The organism is Paracoccus aerodenitrificans (assembly GCF_027913215.1).
GTDB classification, from domain to species: Bacteria; Pseudomonadota; Alphaproteobacteria; order Rhodobacterales; family Rhodobacteraceae; genus Paracoccus; species Paracoccus aerodenitrificans.
The window spans coordinates 2,195,430-2,218,591 of sequence record NZ_CP115784.1; the positions used below are offsets into that span (position 1 = coordinate 2,195,430).

Annotated in this window: 15 protein-coding genes, 1 tRNA gene and 1 pseudogene; 2 read left to right on the forward strand and 15 right to left on the reverse strand. The window is 57.5% G+C overall.

Features of this window, described 5'->3' with window-relative positions:
• Positions 1-182: 182 nt before the first annotated feature.
• On the reverse strand, positions 183-731 hold the full coding sequence (locus PAE61_RS12185) for a ribonuclease H family protein (RefSeq protein WP_271112652.1): 549 nt from the start codon (positions 729-731) through the stop codon (positions 183-185).
• Between the two features lie 518 nt (positions 732-1,249).
• Complete coding sequence (locus PAE61_RS12190; RefSeq protein ID WP_271112653.1) at positions 1,250-1,666, reverse strand: BRO-N domain-containing protein; 417 nt, start codon at positions 1,664-1,666, stop codon at positions 1,250-1,252.
• 691 nt (positions 1,667-2,357) lie between these two features.
• Here PAE61_RS12190 and PAE61_RS12195 point away from each other — a divergent pair.
• A pseudogene (locus PAE61_RS12195) lies at positions 2,358-3,650 on the forward strand (PIN-like domain-containing protein).
• A gap of 491 nt (positions 3,651-4,141) precedes the next feature.
• Here the strand turns inward: PAE61_RS12195 and PAE61_RS12200 are convergent.
• Both PAE61_RS12200 and PAE61_RS12205 read right to left on the reverse strand, forming a co-directional pair.
• On the reverse strand, positions 4,142-4,714 hold the full coding sequence (locus tag PAE61_RS12200) for a recombinase family protein (protein ID WP_271112654.1): 573 nt from the start codon (positions 4,712-4,714) through the stop codon (positions 4,142-4,144).
• 741 nt (positions 4,715-5,455) lie between these two features.
• A tRNA-Val gene (locus tag PAE61_RS12205) sits at positions 5,456-5,530 on the reverse strand.
• Positions 5,531-5,688: 158 nt separating this feature from the next.
• On the opposite strand from PAE61_RS12205, the gene PAE61_RS12210 reads away from it, so the two are divergent.
• Complete coding sequence (locus PAE61_RS12210; protein WP_271112655.1) at positions 5,689-6,405, forward strand: O-methyltransferase; 717 nt, start codon at positions 5,689-5,691, stop codon at positions 6,403-6,405.
• Between the two features lie 69 nt (positions 6,406-6,474).
• On the opposite strand, the gene lon is transcribed toward PAE61_RS12210, so the two are convergent.
• The 11 genes from lon to PAE61_RS12265 form a co-directional block, all read right to left on the reverse strand.
• Positions 6,475-8,892, reverse strand: coding sequence for an endopeptidase La (lon, locus tag PAE61_RS12215; RefSeq protein WP_271112656.1), 2,418 nt, complete (start codon positions 8,890-8,892; stop codon positions 6,475-6,477).
• 175 nt (positions 8,893-9,067) lie between these two features.
• Positions 9,068-13,333, reverse strand: coding sequence for a DNA-directed RNA polymerase subunit beta' (rpoC, locus tag PAE61_RS12220; RefSeq protein WP_271112657.1), 4,266 nt, complete (start codon positions 13,331-13,333; stop codon positions 9,068-9,070).
• A 41-nt stretch (positions 13,334-13,374) separates the two neighbouring features.
• Positions 13,375-14,223: an LbetaH domain-containing protein gene (locus PAE61_RS12225; RefSeq protein WP_271112658.1), complete on the reverse strand. Its 849-nt coding sequence runs from the start codon at positions 14,221-14,223 to the stop codon at positions 13,375-13,377.
• Entirely contained in the window at positions 14,220-18,374 is a 4,155-nt protein-coding gene (gene rpoB, locus PAE61_RS12230) for a DNA-directed RNA polymerase subunit beta (protein WP_271112659.1), read from the reverse strand. Before rpoB ends, PAE61_RS12225 begins: the two co-directional genes overlap by 4 nt.
• A gap of 241 nt (positions 18,375-18,615) precedes the next feature.
• Positions 18,616-18,990 carry a 50S ribosomal protein L7/L12 gene (gene rplL / locus PAE61_RS12235; RefSeq protein WP_271112660.1) on the reverse strand — a complete coding sequence of 125 codons (375 nt, stop codon included), beginning with the start codon at positions 18,988-18,990 and terminating at the stop codon, positions 18,616-18,618.
• Positions 18,991-19,056: 66 nt separating this feature from the next.
• Entirely contained in the window at positions 19,057-19,572 is a 516-nt protein-coding gene (gene rplJ / locus PAE61_RS12240; RefSeq protein ID WP_271112661.1) for a 50S ribosomal protein L10, read from the reverse strand.
• A 463-nt stretch (positions 19,573-20,035) separates the two neighbouring features.
• Complete coding sequence (gene rplA, locus PAE61_RS12245; RefSeq protein WP_271112662.1) at positions 20,036-20,737, reverse strand: 50S ribosomal protein L1; 702 nt, start codon at positions 20,735-20,737, stop codon at positions 20,036-20,038.
• Positions 20,738-20,740: 3 nt separating this feature from the next.
• Complete coding sequence (rplK, locus tag PAE61_RS12250; protein WP_271112663.1) at positions 20,741-21,193, reverse strand: 50S ribosomal protein L11; 453 nt, start codon at positions 21,191-21,193, stop codon at positions 20,741-20,743.
• A gap of 87 nt (positions 21,194-21,280) precedes the next feature.
• On the reverse strand, positions 21,281-21,820 hold the full coding sequence (gene nusG, locus PAE61_RS12255) for a transcription termination/antitermination protein NusG (protein WP_271112664.1): 540 nt from the start codon (positions 21,818-21,820) through the stop codon (positions 21,281-21,283).
• A gap of 153 nt (positions 21,821-21,973) precedes the next feature.
• Positions 21,974-22,165: a preprotein translocase subunit SecE gene (gene secE, locus PAE61_RS12260; protein ID WP_271112665.1), complete on the reverse strand. Its 192-nt coding sequence runs from the start codon at positions 22,163-22,165 to the stop codon at positions 21,974-21,976.
• Between the two features lie 56 nt (positions 22,166-22,221).
• On the reverse strand, positions 22,222-23,124 hold the full coding sequence (locus tag PAE61_RS12265; RefSeq protein ID WP_271112666.1) for a hypothetical protein: 903 nt from the start codon (positions 23,122-23,124) through the stop codon (positions 22,222-22,224).
• Between the last annotated feature and the right edge of the window lie 38 nt (positions 23,125-23,162).

Consider the following 23,162-nt stretch of genomic DNA (forward strand, 5'->3'; position numbering starts at 1 on the left):
CATTGCGGCTCGCGGCCTTGGCGCAGGGCTTTGAGCAATATCGCTGGTCCCTGCGCCGTTGCGTGAACGAACTCGAACAACGCGGACAGGTGCGCGTTGTCACACCGGGAGAGGCAATCCGGGCGGTCTCGACCGGCGCTCCCTCCGTTACCTTTGCACATTCGTTTGTTCCCGGCATCGGTTCAGCCCTCCGCCCCGAACAACACTATCGGTTCAGCCTTCCGTGCCGCCGCATAGGCCAGCTTGTCGGCTCGCTCGTTGTGTATCGAGCCGTTATGTCCGCGAACCCACTTAAATTGCACCCTGCGCCCCTTTGCAGCCCGCTCAAGGCGCTCCCAGAGGTCCCTGTTCTCGACCGGCTTGCCGTCCCCTTTCCGCCACCCTCTGGCTTTCCAGCCATCCAGCCATTTGGTCATGGCGTTGGAAATGAGGTTCGCGTCGCTGTAGACGATAATCGGCTCATCCGTGATGGCCCCAAGGCTTTCCAGAGCGACACATGCGCCAGTCAGTTCCATGCGGATATTCGTTGTCATTTCCCTTGCGAAGTCAGATGCCTCACGGCTTTTGATGACCTCTCCCGCTGCGTTGCGACGAAGCACGACGATGCCATAGCCGCCAGCACCGGGATTTCCGATGCAGGAGCCGTCAGTGAAGATTTCAATGCGGGTCTGGCCATTCTGGGGCTGGTCACCGCTGTCATGGGTCGGGGAGGTTGATGCCAGATGGTTCATGTCGTTCCTTTCAAATGTAAAGACAGTCCCCCGGAGAAGCGCCGGGAGACGGTTGGTATTGACTGACGGCACGTAGGCCGGTCAGGCTCTTCATGTGGTGGATGCGGTGTAATCAGCCGGGCAGAAACACCAGATATTGTGGTTTGGATGGTGAGCTGTTTTCGTGCGTTAATCGGAGACTCGTATTTATCTGAGGGTAAGGGGTAATCGAGGCACACCTCACAGCCCGAGAAAGCCCGCTCACAGCGCCGTATAGCGCCGCCTTGGGGGTCCTAGACAGCAACTGAGACACACCCCTGAGGGCGCTTCCACGCCGCTACGAAGGATCGCCCTGCAATCAGATGACGGAGAGATATTGATTGCGACAGAGCGCCCCTGTGCTGACTTGCGCTGGCGCATTGCTCGTCTTGCCGCAGCCTTGTACAGCGCAGCCCCGGCAGCGCCCTACATCCGCAACACCTCTGAAACCTTCGGATCAGCAGCCCAAGGACTCACAGCCAGATCGTCGGCTTCCACCGTCAGCGGCATCCCGCGACACGCCACCAGCTTGCACCCGGCAATCCACCCAGCACAGTCCCGGCCAGTTCCATCGCCGCCATGACCAGCGTTGTCGTCGCAGCCAAGCCCTCATCCGTGGACACGTCAAATTTCTCTTCACCGGCCACATAGGAACCCGTCTTGCGAATCCTCGGCAGCACCTCGCCCGTCACCCAATCCTGAAACTCTTTCGCTTCCGGCTTGTTCGACCGCAGGATGAGCTTGTAGAGACCCGCTTCGTTGATGAGCTTGTTCGGGCGACCACCACGCTGGCCGGGCATTTGGAGTTCTTCAACATAGGTTTTACCCACGTTCATTAGTTCGCAGGACATGCCTTTGATCCCAAGCACATTCAGCACGTCCCGCACGACGAACCAAGGTTCACCCTCAAGTGTCACTGTGCGGATGTTGTGAGCTCGACCGCTCTACCGTATTCAGCGCAGATAACTCCCGCTCAAGATATGCTGGCAATCACACTGGCACGGTTCTCTCTGCCCTCCGGAGTTGACATTCGGCGGCACAGTGTCCCTTTTCAGCGTTAATCACGGTCACCCCGGCAAGGGCAGCCCATACCTGCCGTTCACCTGATCGGCCTTCGCCGCGATGCAGCTTCCTTAAACCGGTCATTCACGACCCCGGGCAGCTTCATCAGGCACGCTAACACCAGCAGCGCGGGACGAATCTGACCTCCGGCACCACCGCGGACTTCCCCTTTACGCTTTCAGGAGCGGGCCGAAATTGTAGCAGTCATTCCGACCAGCCGCGCGGCATCACACTCCCAAGACGACATGGCCCTGCCCATTGATCGGCCAAGCGAGGTTCCATGAATCTCCCAGATGTGGCCATCCGGGTCGCCGACGCGTCCCCAAAGCCCACCCTGGGCGGAGCATCGGGCACCCCTGTAGCATAAGCGGGTTTTCACTGGGTCGATACATGGCCTCAGTGACGGTTGCCAAGAAGCCGCCTCTGGTGATTAGATCGCGGTGGCTTGATAGATAGCCATCGAAAATGAGGTGAAGCGTGAAGTCGAAGTTTTTGGGCCATTTCAAGTTGAACGATGAACAGGTCAAAGAGATTTGGGCCGATGGTGTGTTCGTCTTCGACGCCAATACCCTTCTGAATATGTACAGGTACTCGGACACCACGCGAGATGCGCTGTTCTCTCAGTTAGAAAGGATCAAACACCGGGTTTGGCTACCTCATCAAGCTGGAGTCGAGTTCTTTCGAAATCGGATAACCGTTATTGCGGACCAGTAGAAAACTTACGACGACATAAAGCGTGATCTGACATCCATCAAGCGTCAGTTCTCGACTGAGCGAGGGCACCCTTTCATCTCTGCGGATAGCGCAAGCAAGCTGGAAGAAACTATTACGAAAATTGAGCAGGAACTCGATGCAAGTGGTCAGACAATCGAACAGCGTATGACGCAAGACGACGTACTGGACCGACTAGCCAATATTTTTGATGCGCGGTCGGGAGATGAATTCGATGAAGACAAGATGAAGGCTCTCTTTGAGCAAGGTGAAGACCGATACAATCGCAAAATTCCGCCCGGCTACATGGACGCCGGTAAAGTGAAAGACTCACAGACCTCAGACGATAAGCGGAGGCTTTACGGAGACTTCGTCCTGTGGCGTCAGACTTTGGAAATGGCGAAAGCAGACGATAAGCATTTGGTGTTCGTGACGGACGACCGGAAAGAAGATTGGTGGTTGGAGAAGAGTGGAAAAACCATCTCGCCCAGACCTGAATTGATTGATGAGTTTAACAGGTTCACCGGCAAGCATGTGAAGTTTTATACTCCTGACAGTTTCGTGGCAGTTGCAAGCGGCTACATCGGTGGGAAAATATCGGAGGGAGCAATCGACGAAGTTCGAGCAGCTGAGACCGCCAAGCACGAGAATGCTCTTGCAAGCTACGCCGTCCGTATGCACGGGCGAAATGCGTTGGAGGACCTGAGTGAGCGTGAACGCGAACGTTTTCTGTATGATCGTGAACGCGAAAGGTCCCTGAGATACCGCAGAAACGCTTTACGTAATGGCAAACATATAGCCGACGGTGAACGGAGCCATATGATATCGTCGGCAGACATTGAGAGGTTTGGTCAGTACCGAGGCGACATTTCTGCAGAAAGGACCAATGAGGTTGGTCGCCGCCGATCTACCTTTCTATTAGAAAAGATTCGTAAGCTGAGAATGGAGATGTCGGCGGCGTTGGAGGCGCGAGAGTACGCTCAGCAAAAGTTTGAGAAATCCTCGGGCCACAACAGGGAGGAATTAATGCAAGACCTAATAGCGGCAACTCGACACGTAGAAATGCTAGAATTTCGACTCGCCGAAATTTCTAACTTGATTTCGCGTCATGAATCTGAAGAGTTGTGATGATCTGAGTGTTCGCGCTGCGTTCATGAGAGTGCATAATAGGCGATTGAAATCAGTTATTAAATCAATTTGAGGTTGCATTTCCCAAATCCCGGCAAGAAGTCTTTTTCGACCTCATTAATGTCAACTAACGCCTAGCGGTTACGAGGAACTTGAACCGTCCGCAGTGGTCATGTCGCCGTCTTGCGGCACTGCAATCCACTGTTTGCGTTTAGCCTCTTTTGAACGTCGGCTTTCTGTGAGCGGGCTTTGTTAGCTCGCACTCGCAGTGAAGGTCTGAAATCCGCCCTTGCCATCGCAACACTCCCGCGACTTTCAAGAGCATAGTAATAGACAGCTTCGATATGAGCGCAGCCGATGCCCGCCATCCTCATCCAAAGCGCCGCTTTTTCAAAAAACAGATAGGCGGCCTCGCATGGCATCTCGCAGCAATCAAAGTTTCCAGATGACCATGCAGCCTCAGATCGCCAAGAACAGCAACACAGCCGATATCATGTCGCATCCCGTGCCTTAGCCTCATCCAAAAGCCGATAGACGCTCGCCCGTCCAATTCCCAGCCTTCTGGCAATCTCGGTTCCCCCGATGCCGTCTCGGTGCAACCTCTGCACCTCTTCCAGTTTCGCCCGTGCTGTCGGCTTGCGGCCCTTGTACTTGCCCGCAGCCTTGGCCTTGGCGATCCCCTCGCGCTGCCGTTCCAGCATGATTTCACGCTCGAACTCTGCCACGCCGCCCAGCATGGTCAGCATCAGCTTTCCTGTGGGAGTGCCGGTGTCGAGGTTCATATTCAGAATACGCAGCGCAGCGCCCTTCGCCGTCAGGGTGTCGAGGATTTCCAGCAGATGCGCCACCGAACGTGCCAGACGGTCGAGCTTCGTCACAACAAGCGCATCCCCGGCCCGGACAAAGGCCAGAGCCTCGGTAAGCTGCTCACGCGCCCTCACGTCAACGGAAGAGACTTGCTCGATGAACAGCCGCTCGCACCCGGCGCCCCGCAAGTCCCGCTCCTGCCCTTCTAAGCCAGCCTTCTGATCCAGTGTCGAAGTCCGCGCATATCCTACCAGCATGTTCTCTGTCCCATAATCTGTCTCGCTAAGGTCTAAAACGTAGTACATCGCATTGTCTCAAAATATCAAGACAATTCGTACGGGACATATTACAGCGCATCACGAGACGACTCGCTAGACCTTGCCCTATGGGACAGGCCGCAGCTTGAACCGTGCGAAAGGGTTACTGCGCGGCGCGATGACAATTTGCTTAATGGGTATCAAATTATCCGGACGACAGAAGCTAATGGCCAGCCCTCAAACGCCACTCCACTGGGGCGACATGCACAACATCAATGGTTGAGTTCGCCACCTCGGATTTTTCGGTCATTTCTTGTCGGAGAAAATCCCAAAAGAAGGCAGGACAAATAACAGATTGCAGTTGCCCGAGGATTCACAAGTCGCAGGTCACACTGCGGGGTTGCATTGGGCAACTTGGATGGGCAATGTGAGTACACGGACCCACCACGCTCGGCACACATGCCGGGTTTCCGGAGAGAATGTGATTACGCAAGCGTATGATAATAAAGGATTATGAGCCTTTTTGACGGGTTTGGATTTCGTAATCCATCGCACTTCACCCGCTCCACTGTACATTCCTGTCCTCGATAATCGCCATAACGTACTTCGTTGCCCGATTACTCGTCGCGAGACGATCCGTCTGATATCTCAAAACCTCTGAAGCAGCGTATTAAGAACTGTTCCAAAGACTTGATTAATGACCGCGCATTTCACGAAGTCCAAGTGAAATTTTAAAGATAATGGTGGGTGATAACGGATTTGAACCGCTGACATCTTCGATGTGAACGAAGCGCTCTACCGCTGAGCTAATCACCCGTGAGGGGCTAGATAGTCACGACAAACGTATCGTGCAAGAGAAAATGGCAGGAGGTGGGACCGCCGGAAAAAACTATAGGCCGTTAATTATCGCTAGTATGTCCGCTCTCCATCCTTTAGCTTCGCTTTCAAAGAAACGGCATATCACCGATAGGCAGATGAAAGAGCTGATAATCAAAACAGTCAGAGGCTCATCCTGCTTTGGCATCCGACCAGAGAGCTTTACCCGTAGCACTTTTCACGGAGAGGTTGTTGAACGGATCGAAGCCCGCATCGAAGCTACAGCGAGACTAGGCGAATTTCCCTTATGGGAAAAATATCGAGAGGTCGAGAATTATGCTCGACCGGTGTCCGAAAATGAAACACGTTCCATCAAGCAGGTTCGTTCTGCAGCACTGACCTCGCGCTTTTACGCATGGCTTGTCACTCAGAAGAGACCCAATGTCGTCGTGGAGTTCGGTGCAGCGTTTGGTGCCAGCGGCATGTACTGGCTGGCAGGTCTGGAATCGGTAGGTAAAGGCTCACTATTTAGTTTTGAACCAAATGCAGAGTGGTTTCCGATTGCACAAGACAATTTTCGTGCAATCAGTCCACGCAGTCATCTCGTAAATGGTACGTTCGAGGACAATGTTGACGTTATCGATGGCGCACCGGAGATCATTTTCATTGATGCAATCCACACTCGCGATTTCGTCATGGCACAGTTTGCGATTGTTAAATCCATCGCTGCCCCGGGCGCATTGGTAATTTTCGATGACATAAATTTCTCAAAAGACATGAAGAACTGTTGGGCTGAAATCGTTTCGGATCAGAGCCATCAGGCCGTATGGGAAATTAGTAAGCGCGTCGGCATGATCGAACTTCCATCAACTTAGGCCACGCCAGTTCTACAAACTGAAAGGGCGCGAGAATAATCTCACGCCCTCCATTGATCCAAAGATCGTTTAATGCGCTATCGATACCGAGGCAGTACCCTGCCCAGTGCTTGAAGTAGCTTGGCGGGCGGCTTCGGCAGCTTCTTCAGCGGCCTCATCCCACTCAACCGGCTCGGGCATGTGCACGAGGGCGTGCTTCAGGACTTCGCGGACATTGGAAACGGGGATGATCTTCAGCCCTTCTTTCACATTATCCGGGATCTCTGCCAGATCCTTGGCATTATCTTCGGGGATCAACACCGTCTTGATGCCGCCGCGAAGCGCCGCCAGAAGCTTTTCCTTCAGCCCACCAATGGCCAAGGCATTCCCGCGCAAGGTCACCTCGCCGGTCATGGCGATATCCTTGCGCACCGGAATTCCGGTCATGACCGACACGACCGAGGTCACCATCGCAAGACCCGCGGACGGCCCGTCCTTGGGCGTCGCGCCTTCAGGAACGTGGACATGGATGTCCCGCTTCTCGAATTCCGGCGGCTTGATCCCAAGCTCGGGCGCGACCGAGCGCACGAAGGAAGAGGCCGCGTCGATGGATTCCTTCATCACATCGCCGAGTTTCCCCGTCGTTTTCATGCGGCCCTTGCCGGGCAATTTCAGCGCCTCGATCTGCAGAAGATCGCCGCCGACCTGCGTCCAGGCGAGACCGGTCACGACACCAACCTGATCCTCTTTTTCGGCCAGACCATAGCGATGACGGCGGACGCCGAGATATTCCTCGACCTTCTCGGGACCGACCTCGACAGTCTTGGTCTTGCCCTTGAGGATCTCGGTCACGGCCTTCCGGGCCAGCTTGGCGATTTCACGCTCCAGCGAGCGTACCCCGGCTTCCCGCGTGTAATAGCGGATCACATGGGTCAGCGCCTCATCGGACACCGAGAATTCACCCTTGCGCAGACCGTTTGCCTTCACCTGCTTGGGCAGCAGATGCTGACGGGCGATTTCGCGCTTTTCGTCCTCGGTATAGCCGGCCAGCGGAATGATCTCCATCCGGTCGAGCAGCGGGCCCGGCATGTTATAGCTGTTGGCGGTGGTCAGGAACATCACGTTCGACAGATCGTATTCCACCTCAAGATAGTGGTCCACGAAGGTCGAGTTCTGTTCCGGGTCCAGAACCTCCAGCATCGCGCTTGCCGGATCGCCACGGAAATCCTGCCCCATCTTGTCGATTTCATCGAGCAGGATGAGCGGATTCGTGGTTTTCGCCTTTTTCAGCGCCTGGATGATCTTGCCCGGCATCGAGCCGATATAGGTCCGGCGATGGCCGCGAATCTCGGATTCGTCGCGCACGCCGCCAAGGCTGATGCGGATGAATTCGCGCCCCGTCGCCTTCGCGACCGACCGGCCAAGCGAGGTTTTCCCCACACCCGGAGGACCGACAAGGCACATGATCGGGCCTTTCAGCTTGGTCGAGCGGTTCTGCACGGCGAGATATTCGACGATACGCTCCTTGACCTTTTCCAGACCGTAGTGATCGGCGTCCAGAACCTCTTCGGCCTTGCCCAGATCCTTTCTGGTGCGCGATTTCACGCCCCAGGGCAGCGCCAGCAGCCAGTCAAGGTAGTTGCGGCTGACAGTCGCCTCTGCCGACATGGGCGACATGGATTTCAGCTTTTTCAGCTCTGCCTCGGCCTTTTCGCGGGCCTCTTTGCTGAACTTGGTCTTTTCGATCTTCGCTTCCAGTTCGGCGAGTTCATCCGAACCCTCCTCACCATCGCCGAGTTCCTTCTGAATGGCCTTCATCTGCTCATTCAGATAGTACTCGCGCTGCGTCTTCTCCATCTGGGTCTTGACGCGCGATTTGATCTTCTTTTCGACCTGCAGCACGGACATTTCGCCCTGCATCAGGCCGTAAACCTTCTCCAGCCGCTCGGCAACGACCAGCGTTTCCAGCAATTCCTGCTTGCGGTCGATTTCCACGCCAAGATGGCCCGCGACCAGATCGGCCAAACGCTCGGATTCCGAGGTCTCGGCCACGGTCGAGACAACCTCATCCGGGATATTCTTGCGGATCTTGACGTATTTCTCGAATTCCTCGGCAACCGCCTTGGTCAGTGCGATAACCGTATCCTCATCGCCCTGCTCTTCGATCAGCGGAGTGGCCTCTGCCTCGAAATAATCCGGGTTGTCGATGAAGCGGGTGATTTCCACGCGGCGCTGTCCTTCGACCAGCACTTTCACAGTGCCATCGGGCAGCTTCAGAAGCTGAAGCACATTGGCGAGGACACCGATGCGGTAAATGCCGTCAGCGTCGGGTTCATCGACGGAAGCATCCTTCTGCGTCGCCAGAAGGATCGGACGATCCTCTGCCATGACCGCTTCGAGCGCACGCACGGATTTGTCGCGGCCGACGAAAAGCGGCACGACCATATGCGGGAACGCCACGATATCGCGCAGCGGCAGAACGGGATGCGAATGGTTAAGTTCGGTCATGTTCTTCCTTTCAAGCCCGAGGGCGCGAACCCCAAGATCGGCAGTGCGGGCCCCCTGCGTCACCCAAATCTAGGTGCTCAGGGGCCTCTGTTCAATGCCGCAGAGGTTAACGCCATTCAGCGTGAAAAAGCCCGGCACATGGGCCGGGCCTTTTCGGTTTATTCCTGCGGCAAGATCACTCTTCGCCGTTGGTTTCGGGCAGATCGGCCAGAGCGCCCTCGTCCAGAGTTTCCGGCGCCACGGTGACATCCTCGGCTTTCACCTCGACCGGAGCTTCCAGAGCAGCAGCCGCTTCGGCCTCTGCCCGGCGTGCTTCGATCACCTCGGCATCGCGGTCGCTTGCCACTTTCTTCAGGCGCATCGTCGCCCCACCGGTCCCTGCCGGGATCAGGCGGCCAACAATGACGTTTTCCTTCAGACCGACCAGCTTGTCGCGCTTGCCCTGAACCGAAGCTTCGGTCAGCACACGAGTCGTTTCCTGGAATGAGGCCGCCGAGATGAAGCTGCGGGTCTGCAGCGACGCCTTGGTGATGCCCAGAAGAACCGGCTCACCCGTGGCGGGCTTGCCGCCCTTGGCTTCGATCTTGGCATTTTCTTCCTCGAACTCATCGCGTTCGACATGCTCGCCTTTCAGCAGGGTTGTGTCGCCCGAATCCAGGATCTCGATCTTCTGAAGCATCTGGCGAACGATCACCTCGATATGCTTGTCGTTGATCTTCACGCCCTGCAGACGATAGACGTCCTGCACCTCGTCGATCAGGTAATCGGCCAGAGCCTCGATGCCCATGATCCGCAGAATATCGTGCGGGGCCGGGTTACCGTCCATGATATACTCACCCTTCTGCACGAAGTCGCCTTCCTGCACCGGGATGTGCTTGCCTTTCGGCACCATGTATTCGACGGGATCCAGATTCTCGTCAGCCGGTTCGATCGAGATGCGGCGCTTGTTCTTGTAGTCCTTGCCGAAGCGCACATAACCGTCGATTTCGGCGATGATCGCGTGATCTTTCGGACGACGCGCCTCGAACAGTTCCGCCACACGGGGCAGACCCCCGGTGATGTCCTTGGTCTTGGCACCTTCGCGCGGAATACGCGCCACCACGTCACCGGCCTTGATCTCCTGCCCGTCTTCGATGGACAGAATTGCGTCCACCGACATCGGATAGGTGACCGGATTGCCCTGATCGTTGCGGATCGGTTCGCCATCTTCGCCGATAATCAGTATTTCCGGCTTCAGATCGCCACCTTTCGGCGTCGAGCGCCAGTCGGTCACGATCTTCTGCGTCATCCCGGTCGCATCATCCGTATCGTCACGAACCGACAGACCCGATACCAGATCGACGAATTTCGCCTTACCCGGCTTCTCGGCGATGATCGGCAGGGTATACGGGTCCCATTCGAACAGCTTCTGTCCGCGAATGACCTCTTCGCCTTCCTTCACCATCAGCTTCGAGCCGTAGAACAGCTTGTGCGACGCCACCGGCTCGCCCTGCTTGTTCATCAGGTTCAGAACCATGTTCCGAGCCATGACGATCAGCTCACCCGAATCGTTGGTGATGGTCGCTTCATTCTCGAAGGCAACCGTCCCCTCCTGGTTGGCGGCAGTGAAGGATTGCTGACCACCCTGCGCGACGCCGCCGATATGGAAGGTCCGCATCGTCAGCTGCGTGCCGGGTTCACCGATGGACTGCGCAGCGATGATGCCGACAGCCTCGCCGATATTGACCAGCGTACCACGGGCCAGATCGCGGCCATAGCACATCGCGCAGACGCCATCCTCGCTTTCGCAGGTCAGGGCCGAGCGGATACGCACATTCTGCACGCCCGCATTCTCGACCTCGTCCGACTTGCGTTCGTCGATCAGCTCACCTTTGCGGAGGATCACCTCATCCGTACCCGGAACCAGCACATCCTCAGCCGCGGTACGGCCCAGAATACGCTCGCTCAGCGGAGAGATGATCTCACCGTCATTGACGGCTGCCGAGGCATTGATCGCCTGTTCGGTGCCGCAATCATGTTCACGCACAATGCAGTCCTGCGCCACATCAACCAAACGACGGGTCAGATAGCCCGAGTTCGCCGTCTTCAGCGCGGTATCGGACAGACCTTTCCGCGCACCGTGGGTCGAGTTGAAGTATTCAAGAACGGTCAGACCTTCCTTGAAGTTCGAGATGATCGGCGTCTCGATGATCTCGCCATTCGGCTTGGCCATCAGGCCGCGCATCCCGCCCAGCTGTTTCATCTGCGTGACAGAACCCCGCGCACCCGAATGCGCCATCATATAGACCGAGTTCGGCTCAAGCTCGGCGCCATCCTCGCTTTTCCGGGTTTTCGAGATGGTCGCCATCATCGCATCGGTGACGCGGTCGTTACATTTCGACCACGCATCGACAACCTTGTTATACTTCTCGCCCTGAGTGATGAGACCGTCCAGATATTGCTGTTCGAACTCTTTCACCTGATCCTGCACCTCGCCCACGATGTCCCATTTATTATCGGGGATCACCATGTCGTTCTTGCCGAACGAGATACCGGCGCGGAACGCTTCGCGGAAGCCGAGACCCATGATCTTATCCGAGAAGATCACCGCCTCTTTCTGGCCGCAGTAGCGGTAAACCGTGTCGATAACGTGCTGCACGTCCTTCTTGCGCAGCAGGCGGTTCACCAGCTCGAACGGAGCCTTCGCGTTCAGTGGCAGAAGCGAGCCGAGGCGCAAACGGCCCGGCGTGGTTTCGAAGCGCGTTGCGACCTCATTACCGTCATCGTCGATTTGCTTCAGACGGGCCTGAATTTTCGCGTGCAGATGTACCTCGCCAGTCGTCAGGGCGTGTTCCACCTCATCGACGCTGGCAAAGACCATGCCTTCGCCCTTCATGCCTTCGCGCATCATGGTCGTGTAGTAGAGACCAAGGATCATATCCTGCGACGGGACGATGATCGGCGCACCGTTGGCGGGCGACAGCACGTTGTTGGTGGACATCATCAGCACACGCGCCTCAAGCTGGGCTTCCAGCGAAAGCGGCACGTGAACGGCCATCTGGTCGCCGTCGAAATCGGCGTTGAAGGCGGAACAGACCAGCGGGTGCAGCTGGATCGCCTTGCCTTCGATCAGGATCGGCTCGAATGCCTGAATGCCCAGACGGTGCAGCGTCGGCGCACGGTTCAGCAGAACCGGATGCTCGCGGATCACCTCGTCGAGGATATCCCAAACCTCGGGACGCTCTTTCTCGACCAGTTTCTTCGCCTGCTTGACGGTCGAGGAATAGCCCTTCGCCTCAAGCCGCGAATAGATGAACGGCTTGAACAGTTCGAGCGCCATCTTCTTCGGCAGGCCGCATTGATGCAGCTTCAGTTCCGGCCCGGTCACGATGACCGAGCGGCCCGAGAAGTCGACGCGTTTCCCCAGAAGGTTCTGGCGGAATCGGCCCTGCTTGCCTTTCAGCATATCCGACAGCGATTTCAGCGGGCGGCGGTTATTGCCCGTGATGACGCGGCCGCGACGACCATTGTCGAACAGCGCATCGACCGATTCCTGCAACATCCGCTTTTCGTTGCGCACGATGATGTCGGGCGCACGAAGCTCGATCAGGCGCTTAAGACGGTTGTTCCGGTTGATCACCCGGCGATACAGATCGTTCAGATCCGATGTCGCGAAACGGCCACCATCCAGAGGCACCAGAGGGCGCAGTTCCGGCGGGATGACCGGGATCACCGTCATGACCATCCATTCCGGACGGTTGCCGGATTCAAGGAAGCTTTCAACGATCTTCAGACGCTTGATGATCTTCTTCGGCTTCAGGTCGCCAGTGGCTTCCTTCAGTTCCTCACGCAGTTGCTCGGCGGTCGCGGCCAGATCGATCTCGGCCAGCATGGCACGGATCGCCTCGGCCCCGATATCGGCGGTGAAGGCGTCAGCACCGAACTGGTCCTGTGCGTCCATGAACTCTTCTTCGGTCATCAACTGACCATAGGTCAGATCGGTCAGACCCGGCTCAATGACGACATAGTTTTCGAAGTAAAGAATCCGCTCCAGATCACGCAGCGTCATGTCCAGCATCAGGCCGATGCGGGAAGGCAGCGATTTCAGGAACCAGATATGCGCAACCGGAGCGGCCAGTTCGATATGGCCCATCCGCTCACGGCGGACCTTCTGCAGCGTGACTTCAACGCCGCATTTTTCGCAGACGAGGCCGCGATATTTCATGCGCTTATATTTGCCGCACAGACATTCGTAGTCCTTGATCGGACCGAAGATACGTGCGCAGAACAGGCCGTCACGCTCGGGCTTGAACGTGCGGTAGTTGATGGTTTCGGGCTTCTTCACCTCACCATAGGACCACGCGAGGATTTCCTCGGGCGAGGCCAGCGAGATCTTGATTTCGTCGAACTGCCGCGGCTGAGCCAGCGGGTTCAGGGGATTGGTGGCGATTTCCTGGTTCATCCTTGATCCTTCATGATCAAACTAGGCTCATAATCTGGCAATCAGGAAGACTGCCAGACGACCGATTTGAAATAGTGTTGCGAATGCTCATCGATGGATTTTGCGTCACGGCTCCACCCGACATTTCTGCGGCGAATGGCAGCGGGGTTCCCTGCGATCAGACAATCCGGCGGCATCGGAGAGACAACCGAAGAACAGGCGGCCACGATGCAGCCGCTGCCGATACGCGCCCTTCCCCCGACATAGCTTCGAAAGCCAAGCCAGACGTGATCGCCGACATGAACTTCGGGCTTCTGCCGGACGATCCTGGCTCTTCCCTTCCGCAATGCGACAATCCCGTGGTGGGCTGCTCCCATAACCATCGACCCTCCGCCGGATTGGCAATCCGAGCCGATCCGAACGATGCCGTCCATACAGGAGATCTCGATTCCGCTCGACGTGGTCCGGTCGCCGACACGGACCAACGAATTTTGCCCCACGCCGATCTGTGCAATCAGGCGATTGGTATGTCCGATCTGCATATCGACATTGGAGCCGGCGACGGCGATGGAAATCCTGCCGGTCTTCACATGACCAATCTGCAATCTGACATTCGTCGGCGGCGTCGGCGCGGAAACCCGGATATGAATCTTCATACGCGCGGGGATCCGGCGGTCGATCGTCAGAACGGAATTGTCTCCGAACGCGCCATCCAGCTTGACAGAAGGATGTTTGACCCCCTCTGCAAGATTCAGTCGCATCGCATGCTCTGCCGGAACCGGTTCAGGCGGCGTCGGCAACGCACCCACCACACGGGCACCCAACGACCGGGCACGCCCCCTTGCCAGGGGCGTTCCCACCGTGGTGACATAGCCGCGCTTTAGCCGCCTGTAGATCCGGCCGAACATCATTCGGCATCGTCCTCCGCGTCCAGAAGCTCCATATTGAGGCCCAGACCCCGGACCTCTTTGACAAGGACGTTGAACGATTCCGGTACACCGGCTTCAAAATTGTCCTCGCCCTTGACGATGCTTTCATAGACCTTGGTCCGGCCCGCCACGTCATCCGACTTCACCGTCAGCATTTCCTGCAGCGTATAGGCAGCGCCGTAAGCTTCCAGGGCCCAGACCTCCATCTCACCCAGACGCTGACCGCCGAACTGAGCCTTACCGCCCAGAGGCTGTTGCGTGACAAGCGAATACGGACCGGTCGAGCGGGCATGCATCTTGTCATCGACAAGGTGATGCAGCTTGAGGATGTATTTCATCCCCACCGTGACCGGACGCGCGAATTGTTCGCCGGTGCGGCCGTCGAAGACGATGGACTGACCCGACTGGTCGAAACCGGCACGCTTCAGCGCATCATCGACGTCGATCTCTTTCGCGCCGTCGAATACCGGAGTTGCGATCGGAACACCGCTGCGCACAGCATTCGCGTGCTCCAGCAGCCGGTCATCGTCCAGCCCCTCGAAGGTTTCCGCGTACATTTCGTCGCCATAACCATTCTTCATGGCCTCACGCACGCCGGACATATCGCCGGTGCCGTGACGGAACGCTTCCAGAGCCTCATCGATCTGGATGCCCAGACCGCGCGACGCCCAACCCATATGGGTTTCCAGAATCTGACCGACATTCATCCGCGACGGCACACCAAGCGGGTTCAGCACCAGGTCGACCGGAGTACCATCCGCAAGGAACGGCATATCCTCCATCGGGACGACCTTGGACACCACACCCTTGTTGCCGTGACGACCGGCCATCTTGTCGCCAGCCTGAAGCTTGCGCTTCACCGCGACGAAGACCTTGACCATCTTCATCACGCCCGGAGGCAGATCGTCGCCCTGACGGACCTTTTCGACCTTGTCGTCAAAACGGGCCTCAAGCGCCTTCTTCTGCGCGTTGAACTGGTCGTGCAGCGCCTCGACTTCCTTGGCGGTGTCTTCGTCACCGATGGCAAGCTGCCACCACAGGCCGCGGGAAATCGAACCCAGCAGATCCTCATCCACGGTGCTGTTTGCCTTGATGCCTTTCGGCCCTTTCACGGCGGTCTTGCCGAGGATCAGGGTTTTCAGACGCGCATAGATGTTGCGTTCAAGAATCGCCAGCTCGTCATCGCGGTCGCGGGACAAGCGTTCGACTTCTTCACGTTCGATCTGAAGCGCACGTTCGTCCTTGTCCACACCGTGACGGTTGAAGACACGGACCTCGACAATGGTACCGTAAGCACCCGGAGGCAGACGCAGCGAGGTATCGCGTACATCCGACGCCTTCTCCCCGAAGATGGCGCGGAGAAGCTTTTCCTCAGGCGTCATCGGGCTTTCACCCTTCGGCGTGATCTTCCCGACCAGAATATCGCCCGGCCCAACCTCAGCGCCGATATAGACGATGCCAGCCTCATCGAGGTTGCGCAGCGCCTCTTCACCGACATTGGGGATGTCGCGGGTGATTTCTTCCGGACCCAGCTTGGTATCGCGGGCCGCCACTTCGTATTCGTCGATATGGATCGAGGTGAACACGTCGTCGCGGTGGATTCGTTCCGAAATCAGGATCGAGTCTTCATAGTTATAGCCGTTCCACGGCATGAAGGCGACGACCACGTTCCGGCCGATGGCCAACTCGCCCTGATCGGTCGAGGGACCGTCAGCGATGACCTGCCCTTTCACGACCTTCTCACCCACCTTCACCAGCGGACGCTGGTTGATGGTCGAAGACTGGTTCGAGCGTTTGAACTTGCGCAGACGGTAAATATCCACGCCAGCATCGCCCGCGCCCAGATCCTCGGTCGCGCGGACAACGATACGCTGCGCATCGACCTGATCGATCACACCCGAACGGCGGGCCATGATGGCCGCACCGGAATCGCGGGCCACGGTGGCTTCCATCCCGGTGCCGACAAACGGCGCCTCGGCCCGCAGCAGCGGAACCGCCTGACGTTGCATGTTCGAGCCCATCAGAGCGCGGTTTGCGTCGTCATTTTCAAGGAACGGGATCAGCGCGGCAGCAACCGATACAAGCTGCTTCGGCGACACGTCGATCAGGTCCACGGCATCGACCGGGTTCAGCAGGAAGTCGCCAGCCTGACGGGTGCTGACCAGCTCATTCACGAATTTGCCGTCCTCGTCCAGTTGCGCATTGGCCTGCGCTACGGTGTGACGCATCTCCTCGGTCGCGGACATGTACACGACATCATCGGTGACCTTGCCTTCCACAACCTTGCGGTAAGGGGTCTCGATAAAGCCGTATTTGTTCACGCGGGCGAAGGTCGCGAGGCTGTTGATCAGACCGATATTCTGACCTTCCGGCGTCTCAATGGGACACATCCGACCGTAATGGGTCGGGTGAACGTCGCGCACCTCGAAGCCCGCACGTTCGCGGGTCAGGCCGCCCGGCCCAAGCGCCGAGAGGCGGCGTTTATGGGTGACCTCGGAAAGCGGGTTGGTCTGGTCCATGAACTGCGACAACTGGCTGGAGCCGAAGAATTCGCGCACCGCCGCCGCTGCCGGCTTGGCGTTGATCAGATCCTGCGGCATGACGGTGTCGATCTCGACGCCTGACATGCGCTCGCGAATGGCACGCTCCATGCGGAGCAGGCCGACGCGATACTGGTTCTCCATCAATTCGCCGACCGAACGCACACGGCGGTTGCCCAGATGGTCGATATCGTCGATCTCACCCTTGCCGTCGCGCAACTCGACCAGACCCTTGACACAGGCCACGATATCCTCGGGGCGCAGCGTACGCTGCGTATCCGGCGCATCGAGGTCCAGACGCATATTCATCTTGACCCGGCCCACGGCGGACAGATCATACCGCTCACTGTCGAAGAACAGGCTGTCGAACATGGTCGAGGCCGCTTCAACGGTCGGCGGCTCACCCGGACGCATGACGCGATAGATATCCATCAGCGCCTGTTCGCGGTTCATGTTCTTGTCCGACGCCATCGTATTGCGGATATACGCGCCGACATTGACGTTATCGATATCCAGCACCGGGATATCGTTGATGTCATTATCCAGCAGAACCTTCAGAAGACCGCCCGAAAGCTCGCCTTCCTTGTCATATTCCGCGGTGATTTCATCGCCTGCCTCAGCATAGATGAAGCCGGTTTCCTCATTGATGATATCCTTGGCGACAAACCGGCCAATGATCTGATCGAACGGCACCAGCAGGTCGATTTCGTCACCGCCATCCAGCAACTGCTTGACCTTACGCGGAGTCACCTTTTCGCCCGCAGCGGTAATAACCTCTCCGGTTGCGGCGTTGATCAGGTCATAAGCGGGGCGGGAGCCGCGAACACGCTCGGGGAAGAACCGCGTGACCCAGCCGGATTCCGCACCCTTGGCTTTTTCAAGCCGGAAATTCACGGTTTCATAGAAGGCATCCATGATCCCTTCCTGATCCATGCCAAGCGCATAGAGCAGGGTCGTCACCGGCAGTTTCCGGCGGCGGTCGATCCGTGCAAACACCAGATCCTTGGCATCGAATTCGAAATCCAGCCAGGAACCGCGATAGGGAATGATTCGGCACGCGAAAAGCAGCTTGCCCGAGCTGTGCGTCTTGCCGCGATCATGGTCGAAGAACACGCCCGGAGAGCGGTGCATCTGGGACACGACAACACGCTCGGTTCCGTTCACGATGAAGGTACCGTTCTGGGTCATCAGGGGCATGTCGCCCATGAAGACATCCTGCTCCTTGATGTCCTTGACCGATTTCGCACCGGTGTTTTCATCGACATCGAACACAATCAGGCGCAGCGTGACTTTCAGCGGTGCGGCATAGGTCATGTCGCGCTGCTGGCATTCGTCAACATCGTATTTCGGCTTTTCAAGCTCGTATTTCACGAATTCCAGCGTCGCGGTCTCATTGAAATCGCGGATCGGGAAAACCGACTGGAAGACGCCCTGCAGACCCTCACCATCGGTATGGGTCGGGGCATCGCCCGAATTCAAAAACAGATCATAAGAAGATTTCTGAACCTCGATGAGGTTCGGCATTTCGAGAACTTCACGAATATTGCCATAGCTGCGCCGGATACGCTTCTGGCCGACATAGGACTGCGCCATAGGGTTTTGCACCTTTCGTCTTGACGCGCATGCACCGTCGGGGCCCGGTGAACGCGGTCTGCGAATGTCAGGACTTCCGGTTCAATACCTGCCGCTCGTCCCACCGCGCGGCTCCCGAACCGTGAACATGCCCTGAAGGAAGCTGAAGCCATGTAGGCATCCGATCAGCGCCCTTCAAGACAGGTTCGGCAGGGACCGGGAAATCCCGGACCCTGCCACAATCAAACCGACAATTGCCGGATTACTTCAGCTCAACCTTGGCGCCAGCCGCTTCGAGCTTCTTCTTCAGCTCTTCAGCTTCGTCCTTGGCAGCGCCTTCTTTGACTTTGCCACCGGCTTCAACCAGGTCCTTGGCTTCTTTCAGGCCCAGACCGGTGATGCCGCGAACTTCCTTGATCACGTTGATCTTGTTGGCACCGGCTTCGACCAGAACAACGTCGAATTCGGTCTTTTCTTCTGCGGCTTCGGCAGCACCGGCAGCCGGGCCAGCCATCATCACAGCGCCGCCAGCAGCGGGCTCGATGCCGTATTCATCCTTCAGGATGGTTTTCAGCTCCTGGGCTTCCAGCAAGGTCAGGCCCACGATTTCTTCGGCGAGTTTTTTCAGATCAGCCATTTTTCCGTTCTTTCCAAGTTTGTGTTCCAACGTCGGATTTCGTCCATACGCCGGGAATAAGTTGCATCAGGCCGCTTCGCGCTCTTCGAGCGTCGAAAGAATGCCCGCGATGTTCGAAGCAGGTGCGCCAATCGCGCCGGCGATGTTCGAAGCAGGTGCGCCGATGCAGCCCACGATCGAAGCAATAAGCTCCTCACGCGACGGCATGGCGGCAACGGCTTTCACACCGGCCGGATCAAGCGCCGTGTCGCCCATTGCACCGCCGAGGATCACGAATTTATCGTTATCCTTGGCGTATTTATCGGCGACCTTGGCCGCAGCCACAGGGTCCTCCGAATAGGACAGCACGGTCATGCCTGTCAGGTATTCAGCAATGCTTGCGCAGGGCTTACCTTCCAGGGCGATCTTGGCGAGCCTGTTCTTGGCAACGCGTACGGACCCGCCTTCTTCACGCATGCGCGCGCGCAGGTCCTGCATCTGTGCAACCGTCATCCCCTCGTAATGGGCAACCACCACGACGCCAGAGCCTTCAAAGATCTGGCCGAGCTCGTCGACCACCTGTTCTTTTTGCGCTCTATCCACGGTTTACTCCAAGTTTGGGGGCGAACCCCCGGCTCTCACTTTCCCGCCACCCTTGCGGATCACGGGTCGGGTCCGTTAACGATGGACCCGAGATCACCCGAGGAGAGCCCCGGAAAATGGTCTCGATTTCCATCTCAGGAAGGAAATTAAGCCGCAAGCAGCACCCTCCGTCTCGGACAGGATCAAGAGGGCGCTGACGAATCATGCACCGACTTGAGTTGCCGTCTCTAGATCGCATGCAAGGGGAATGCAACATCAATCTTGCTCTCCGCATCCGGCCCACACAAAGCTGCGATCCCGTTCTTTGAAGAAAATCCGGAAACGCCCTGAAAACGATGCGCTTTCCTCAACTCATATGTCGCCGCGCCCCGACACCACAAGAGATCTTCGGATCAGACTTTTCAGTCAAAAAAGGCCCCGGCAAAGCGCAGGGGCCTTTATCTGACAGCTTCAGATCCGCTTGTTACTGAGCGGAAACCGCATCAGCGATATCGATGGTCACGCCCGGACCCATTGTCGAACTGATCGAAACCTTCTTGACATAGGTGCCCTTTGCGCCAGTCGGTTTGGCGCGGTTCACCGCCTCAATGAAGGCGCGGACGTTCTGGGCGATCTTGTCGGCGTCGAAGCTGACTTTGCCGATACCGGCATGAACAACTCCGGCCTTCTCGGCCTTGAACTGAACCTCACCGCCCTTGGCGGCGGCGACGGCCTGCGCGACATCCATCGTCACGGTGCCGACTTTCGGGTTCGGCATCAGGTTGCGAGGACCCAGAACCTTACCGAGACGACCAACCAGAGGCATCATATCCGGGGTCGCAATGACGCGATCAAAGTCGATCTTGCCGCCCTGAATGGATTCTACCAGATCTTCCGCACCGACAACTTCAGCACCGGCCTCTTTGGCTTCATCAGCCTTGGGACCACGCGCGAAAACCGCAACGCGAACGTCTTTGCCGGTACCGGCGGGCAGTTGCACCACACCGCGGACCATTTGGTCCGCATGGCGCGGGTCGACGCCCAGATTCATCGCGATCTCGACGCTTTCATCGAATTTGGCCGAGGCGTTATCCTTGACCAGCTTGACCGCATCCGCGACGGACAGGTTCGACTTGCCTTCGAAGGCAGCGCGGGCAGCGGCTTTTTTCTTTGCAATCTTTGCCATGGCTCAGCCCTTTACCTCAATGCCGATGGAACGGGCCGAACCGGCGATGATTTTCATCGCTTCCTCGACACTGTTCGCCGACAGGTCCTTCATCTTGACTTCAGCGATCTCACGCACCTGCTTGGTGGTTACCGAACCGGCAGTCGCGCGACCGGGCTTTTCCGAACCCTTGGCGCGGTTGCGCTTGCCCTGAGGCTTCAGACCGGCAGCCTGCTTCAGCAGGAAGGATGCCGGAGGGGTCTTGGTTTCGAAGGTGAAGGATTTGTCCTGATAATAGGTGATAACCACCGGAACAGGCGCACCCTTCTGCATTTCCTGCGTCTTGGCGTTGAACGCCTTGCAGAACTCCATGATATTTATGCCGCGCTGACCCAGAGCCGGGCCGACGGGCGGGGACGGGTTGGCTTCGCCCGCCTTGATTTGCAGCTTGAGCTGCCCAACAACTTTCTTGGCCATCTGGCCTCTCCTTTTTCATCGCGCCCCGCCCCTGATTGGGCTGATCGGGCAGATATAGCGGTGCGGCTTTCGCCTCCCGCGCTTGCATCACGCGGTCTTGGCGACCTGCGTGAATTCCAGTTCGACCGGCGTCGGCCGGCCAAAAATCGACACCGTGACCTTGATCCGGGCCGCAGCATCGTCGACCTCTTCGACGGTGCCCGAGAAACCCTCGAACGGACCGTCGGTCACATTCACCGTCTCGCCCACATCGAAGCGGATCAGATTGCGCGGCGCGACCTCTGCCCCGCCCTCACCGGTGCGGTGCAGGATCAGGTTCACCTCATCGTCGCGCATCGGCGACGGCTTGCCCTGCTGGCCGAGAAAGCCGGTCACACGGTTGATCGAGTTGACCAGATGATAGGTCCGCTCATTCATCTCCATATGCACCAGCACATAACCCGGCATGAAGCGGCGCTCCGAGGTCACTTTCTTGCCCCGGCGAACCTCAATGACTTCTTCGGTCGGAACCACCACGTCGTCGATTTCATCTTCCATCGACTTTTCGGCAATGCCCTGGCGAATCGCCTCTGCGACCTTCTTTTCGAAGTTCGACAGGACGCTGACCGAATACCAACGCTTAGCCATGTTTCGACCGACCTCTGCTCGTCAGTGGGACAGCATGCCGTCCCTGAATTTCGTTCAGCCCGAAAAATGAAACCGGCGCACACCGAATCGTGCACGCCGACTGTCGGGCAGGTCGAGCGGACATACAGCCGCCCGTTTGCTAATGCAACCCTGTCAGGAGACCGCGCCAAGCAGCCATGTCAGGCCAAAGCGTATCCCCAGATCGACCAGAAAGAAGAACAAGGCGGCCAGTGACGACAGGATCAGAACCATGATGGTGGTGGTCACCACCTCGCGCCGGCCGGGCCATGTGATCTTGGCGGCTTCAGCACGGACCTGAGACAGAAACTGAACGGGGTTGGCCATGATGTTCCTCGTGTTGCAGCGGCCCAGATAACCCGGTCGAACGCGGTTTTCAAGCGTCAAGCGGGCTGGCTGTCCTCTGGGATATGCGTCGGGTCCAGAAACGTCACCCGGTCCAGCTGCGCCATCTTCAGGATATCCTGCGCATAGGCATCCCGGCTGCGACGATGAACCAATTGCGGAAGCAATCGCATCTGCGGCACGCCCTGCTTGCGCGGATGGGCAGTCCTCGCCTGCTGCAAAAGCTGCCTGACCGGCGTTTTCGTGTCTTCCAGCGCAGTTTTCACCAGCATGTCATAAGCCTGCTGAGAAATCCCGCCATTATGCCATCCCATCCGCGGGACGATGCCCGCAAGATCCGGCCCGATCATCGCTTCCAGAATATGCGGACGCAGCCGCTCATGATCCTCATAGCGCCAGAATACCACTCTGGAAACGAGATCATTTTCAAGCAGACGCATCGCAAGCTCTGTCCACGAAAGACGTTGAACCGTCGCATTGCGAAGATAGCCGTCCAGATCGGCAAGCATCCCGGTTCTCAATTGCTGACCATAAGCAGAGGTCACGAAATCCGCCGGGTCGCGCACCGCCATGAACAGCTCGACTTCGGGACTCCCCATAAGTTCCAGCAATTCGGCAAGCTGCTCTGTCGCGAGAGGGTAAAGCCGCCCGTCATCACTGAAAAGCGATGTTCTGTGCGTCGTTCCAATGATGTTTTCTTCCGACAGAAGATGAACCTCATGCCCGGACAGCCAGTTTTGCAGCGCCGAGGAGCATGCGCCTTTCAGATCTTCCGATCCCTCACGCAAGGCGGCATGCAGTTGAAACCGCTCATCACGCAGATCCCTTGGTCCTAGATAACCTGTCCCTGCCTCGGACAGCTTCGCCGAAACCCGCCGAAGCGAATATTGCAGCTCTGTCGTGGCTGTTTTGTGTACGCCGATATGGATGCGGATAGTCATGCTCAGACGTGCGTCGGTTCCGGTTCACGTTTGACGGC

What these genes read in the sequence shown, in the direction of transcription:
- PAE61_RS12185 (WP_271112652.1), bottom strand. Translation starts at nt 731, where the DNA reads ATGAACCATCTGGCATCAACCTCCCCGACCCATGACAGCGGTGACCAG.
- PAE61_RS12200 (WP_271112654.1), bottom strand. Translation starts at nt 4,714, where the DNA reads ATGCTGGTAGGATATGCGCGGACTTCGACACTGGATCAGAAGGCTGGC.
- PAE61_RS12210 (WP_271112655.1), top strand. Translation starts at nt 5,689, where the DNA reads ATGAAAGAGCTGATAATCAAAACAGTCAGAGGCTCATCCTGCTTTGGC.
- lon (WP_271112656.1), bottom strand. Translation starts at nt 8,892, where the DNA reads ATGACCGAACTTAACCATTCGCATCCCGTTCTGCCGCTGCGCGATATC.
- rpoC (WP_271112657.1), bottom strand. Translation starts at nt 13,333, where the DNA reads ATGAACCAGGAAATCGCCACCAATCCCCTGAACCCGCTGGCTCAGCCG.
- PAE61_RS12225 (WP_271112658.1), bottom strand. Translation starts at nt 14,223, where the DNA reads ATGATGTTCGGCCGGATCTACAGGCGGCTAAAGCGCGGCTATGTCACC.
- rpoB (WP_271112659.1), bottom strand. Translation starts at nt 18,374, where the DNA reads ATGGCGCAGTCCTATGTCGGCCAGAAGCGTATCCGGCGCAGCTATGGC.
- rplL (WP_271112660.1), bottom strand. Translation starts at nt 18,990, where the DNA reads ATGGCTGATCTGAAAAAACTCGCCGAAGAAATCGTGGGCCTGACCTTG.
- rplA (WP_271112662.1), bottom strand. Translation starts at nt 20,737, where the DNA reads ATGGCAAAGATTGCAAAGAAAAAAGCCGCTGCCCGCGCTGCCTTCGAA.
- rplK (WP_271112663.1), bottom strand. Translation starts at nt 21,193, where the DNA reads ATGGCCAAGAAAGTTGTTGGGCAGCTCAAGCTGCAAATCAAGGCGGGC.
- nusG (WP_271112664.1), bottom strand. Translation starts at nt 21,820, where the DNA reads ATGGCTAAGCGTTGGTATTCGGTCAGCGTCCTGTCGAACTTCGAAAAG.
- secE (WP_271112665.1), bottom strand. Translation starts at nt 22,165, where the DNA reads ATGGCCAACCCCGTTCAGTTTCTGTCTCAGGTCCGTGCTGAAGCCGCC.
- PAE61_RS12265 (WP_271112666.1), bottom strand. Translation starts at nt 23,124, where the DNA reads ATGACTATCCGCATCCATATCGGCGTACACAAAACAGCCACGACAGAG.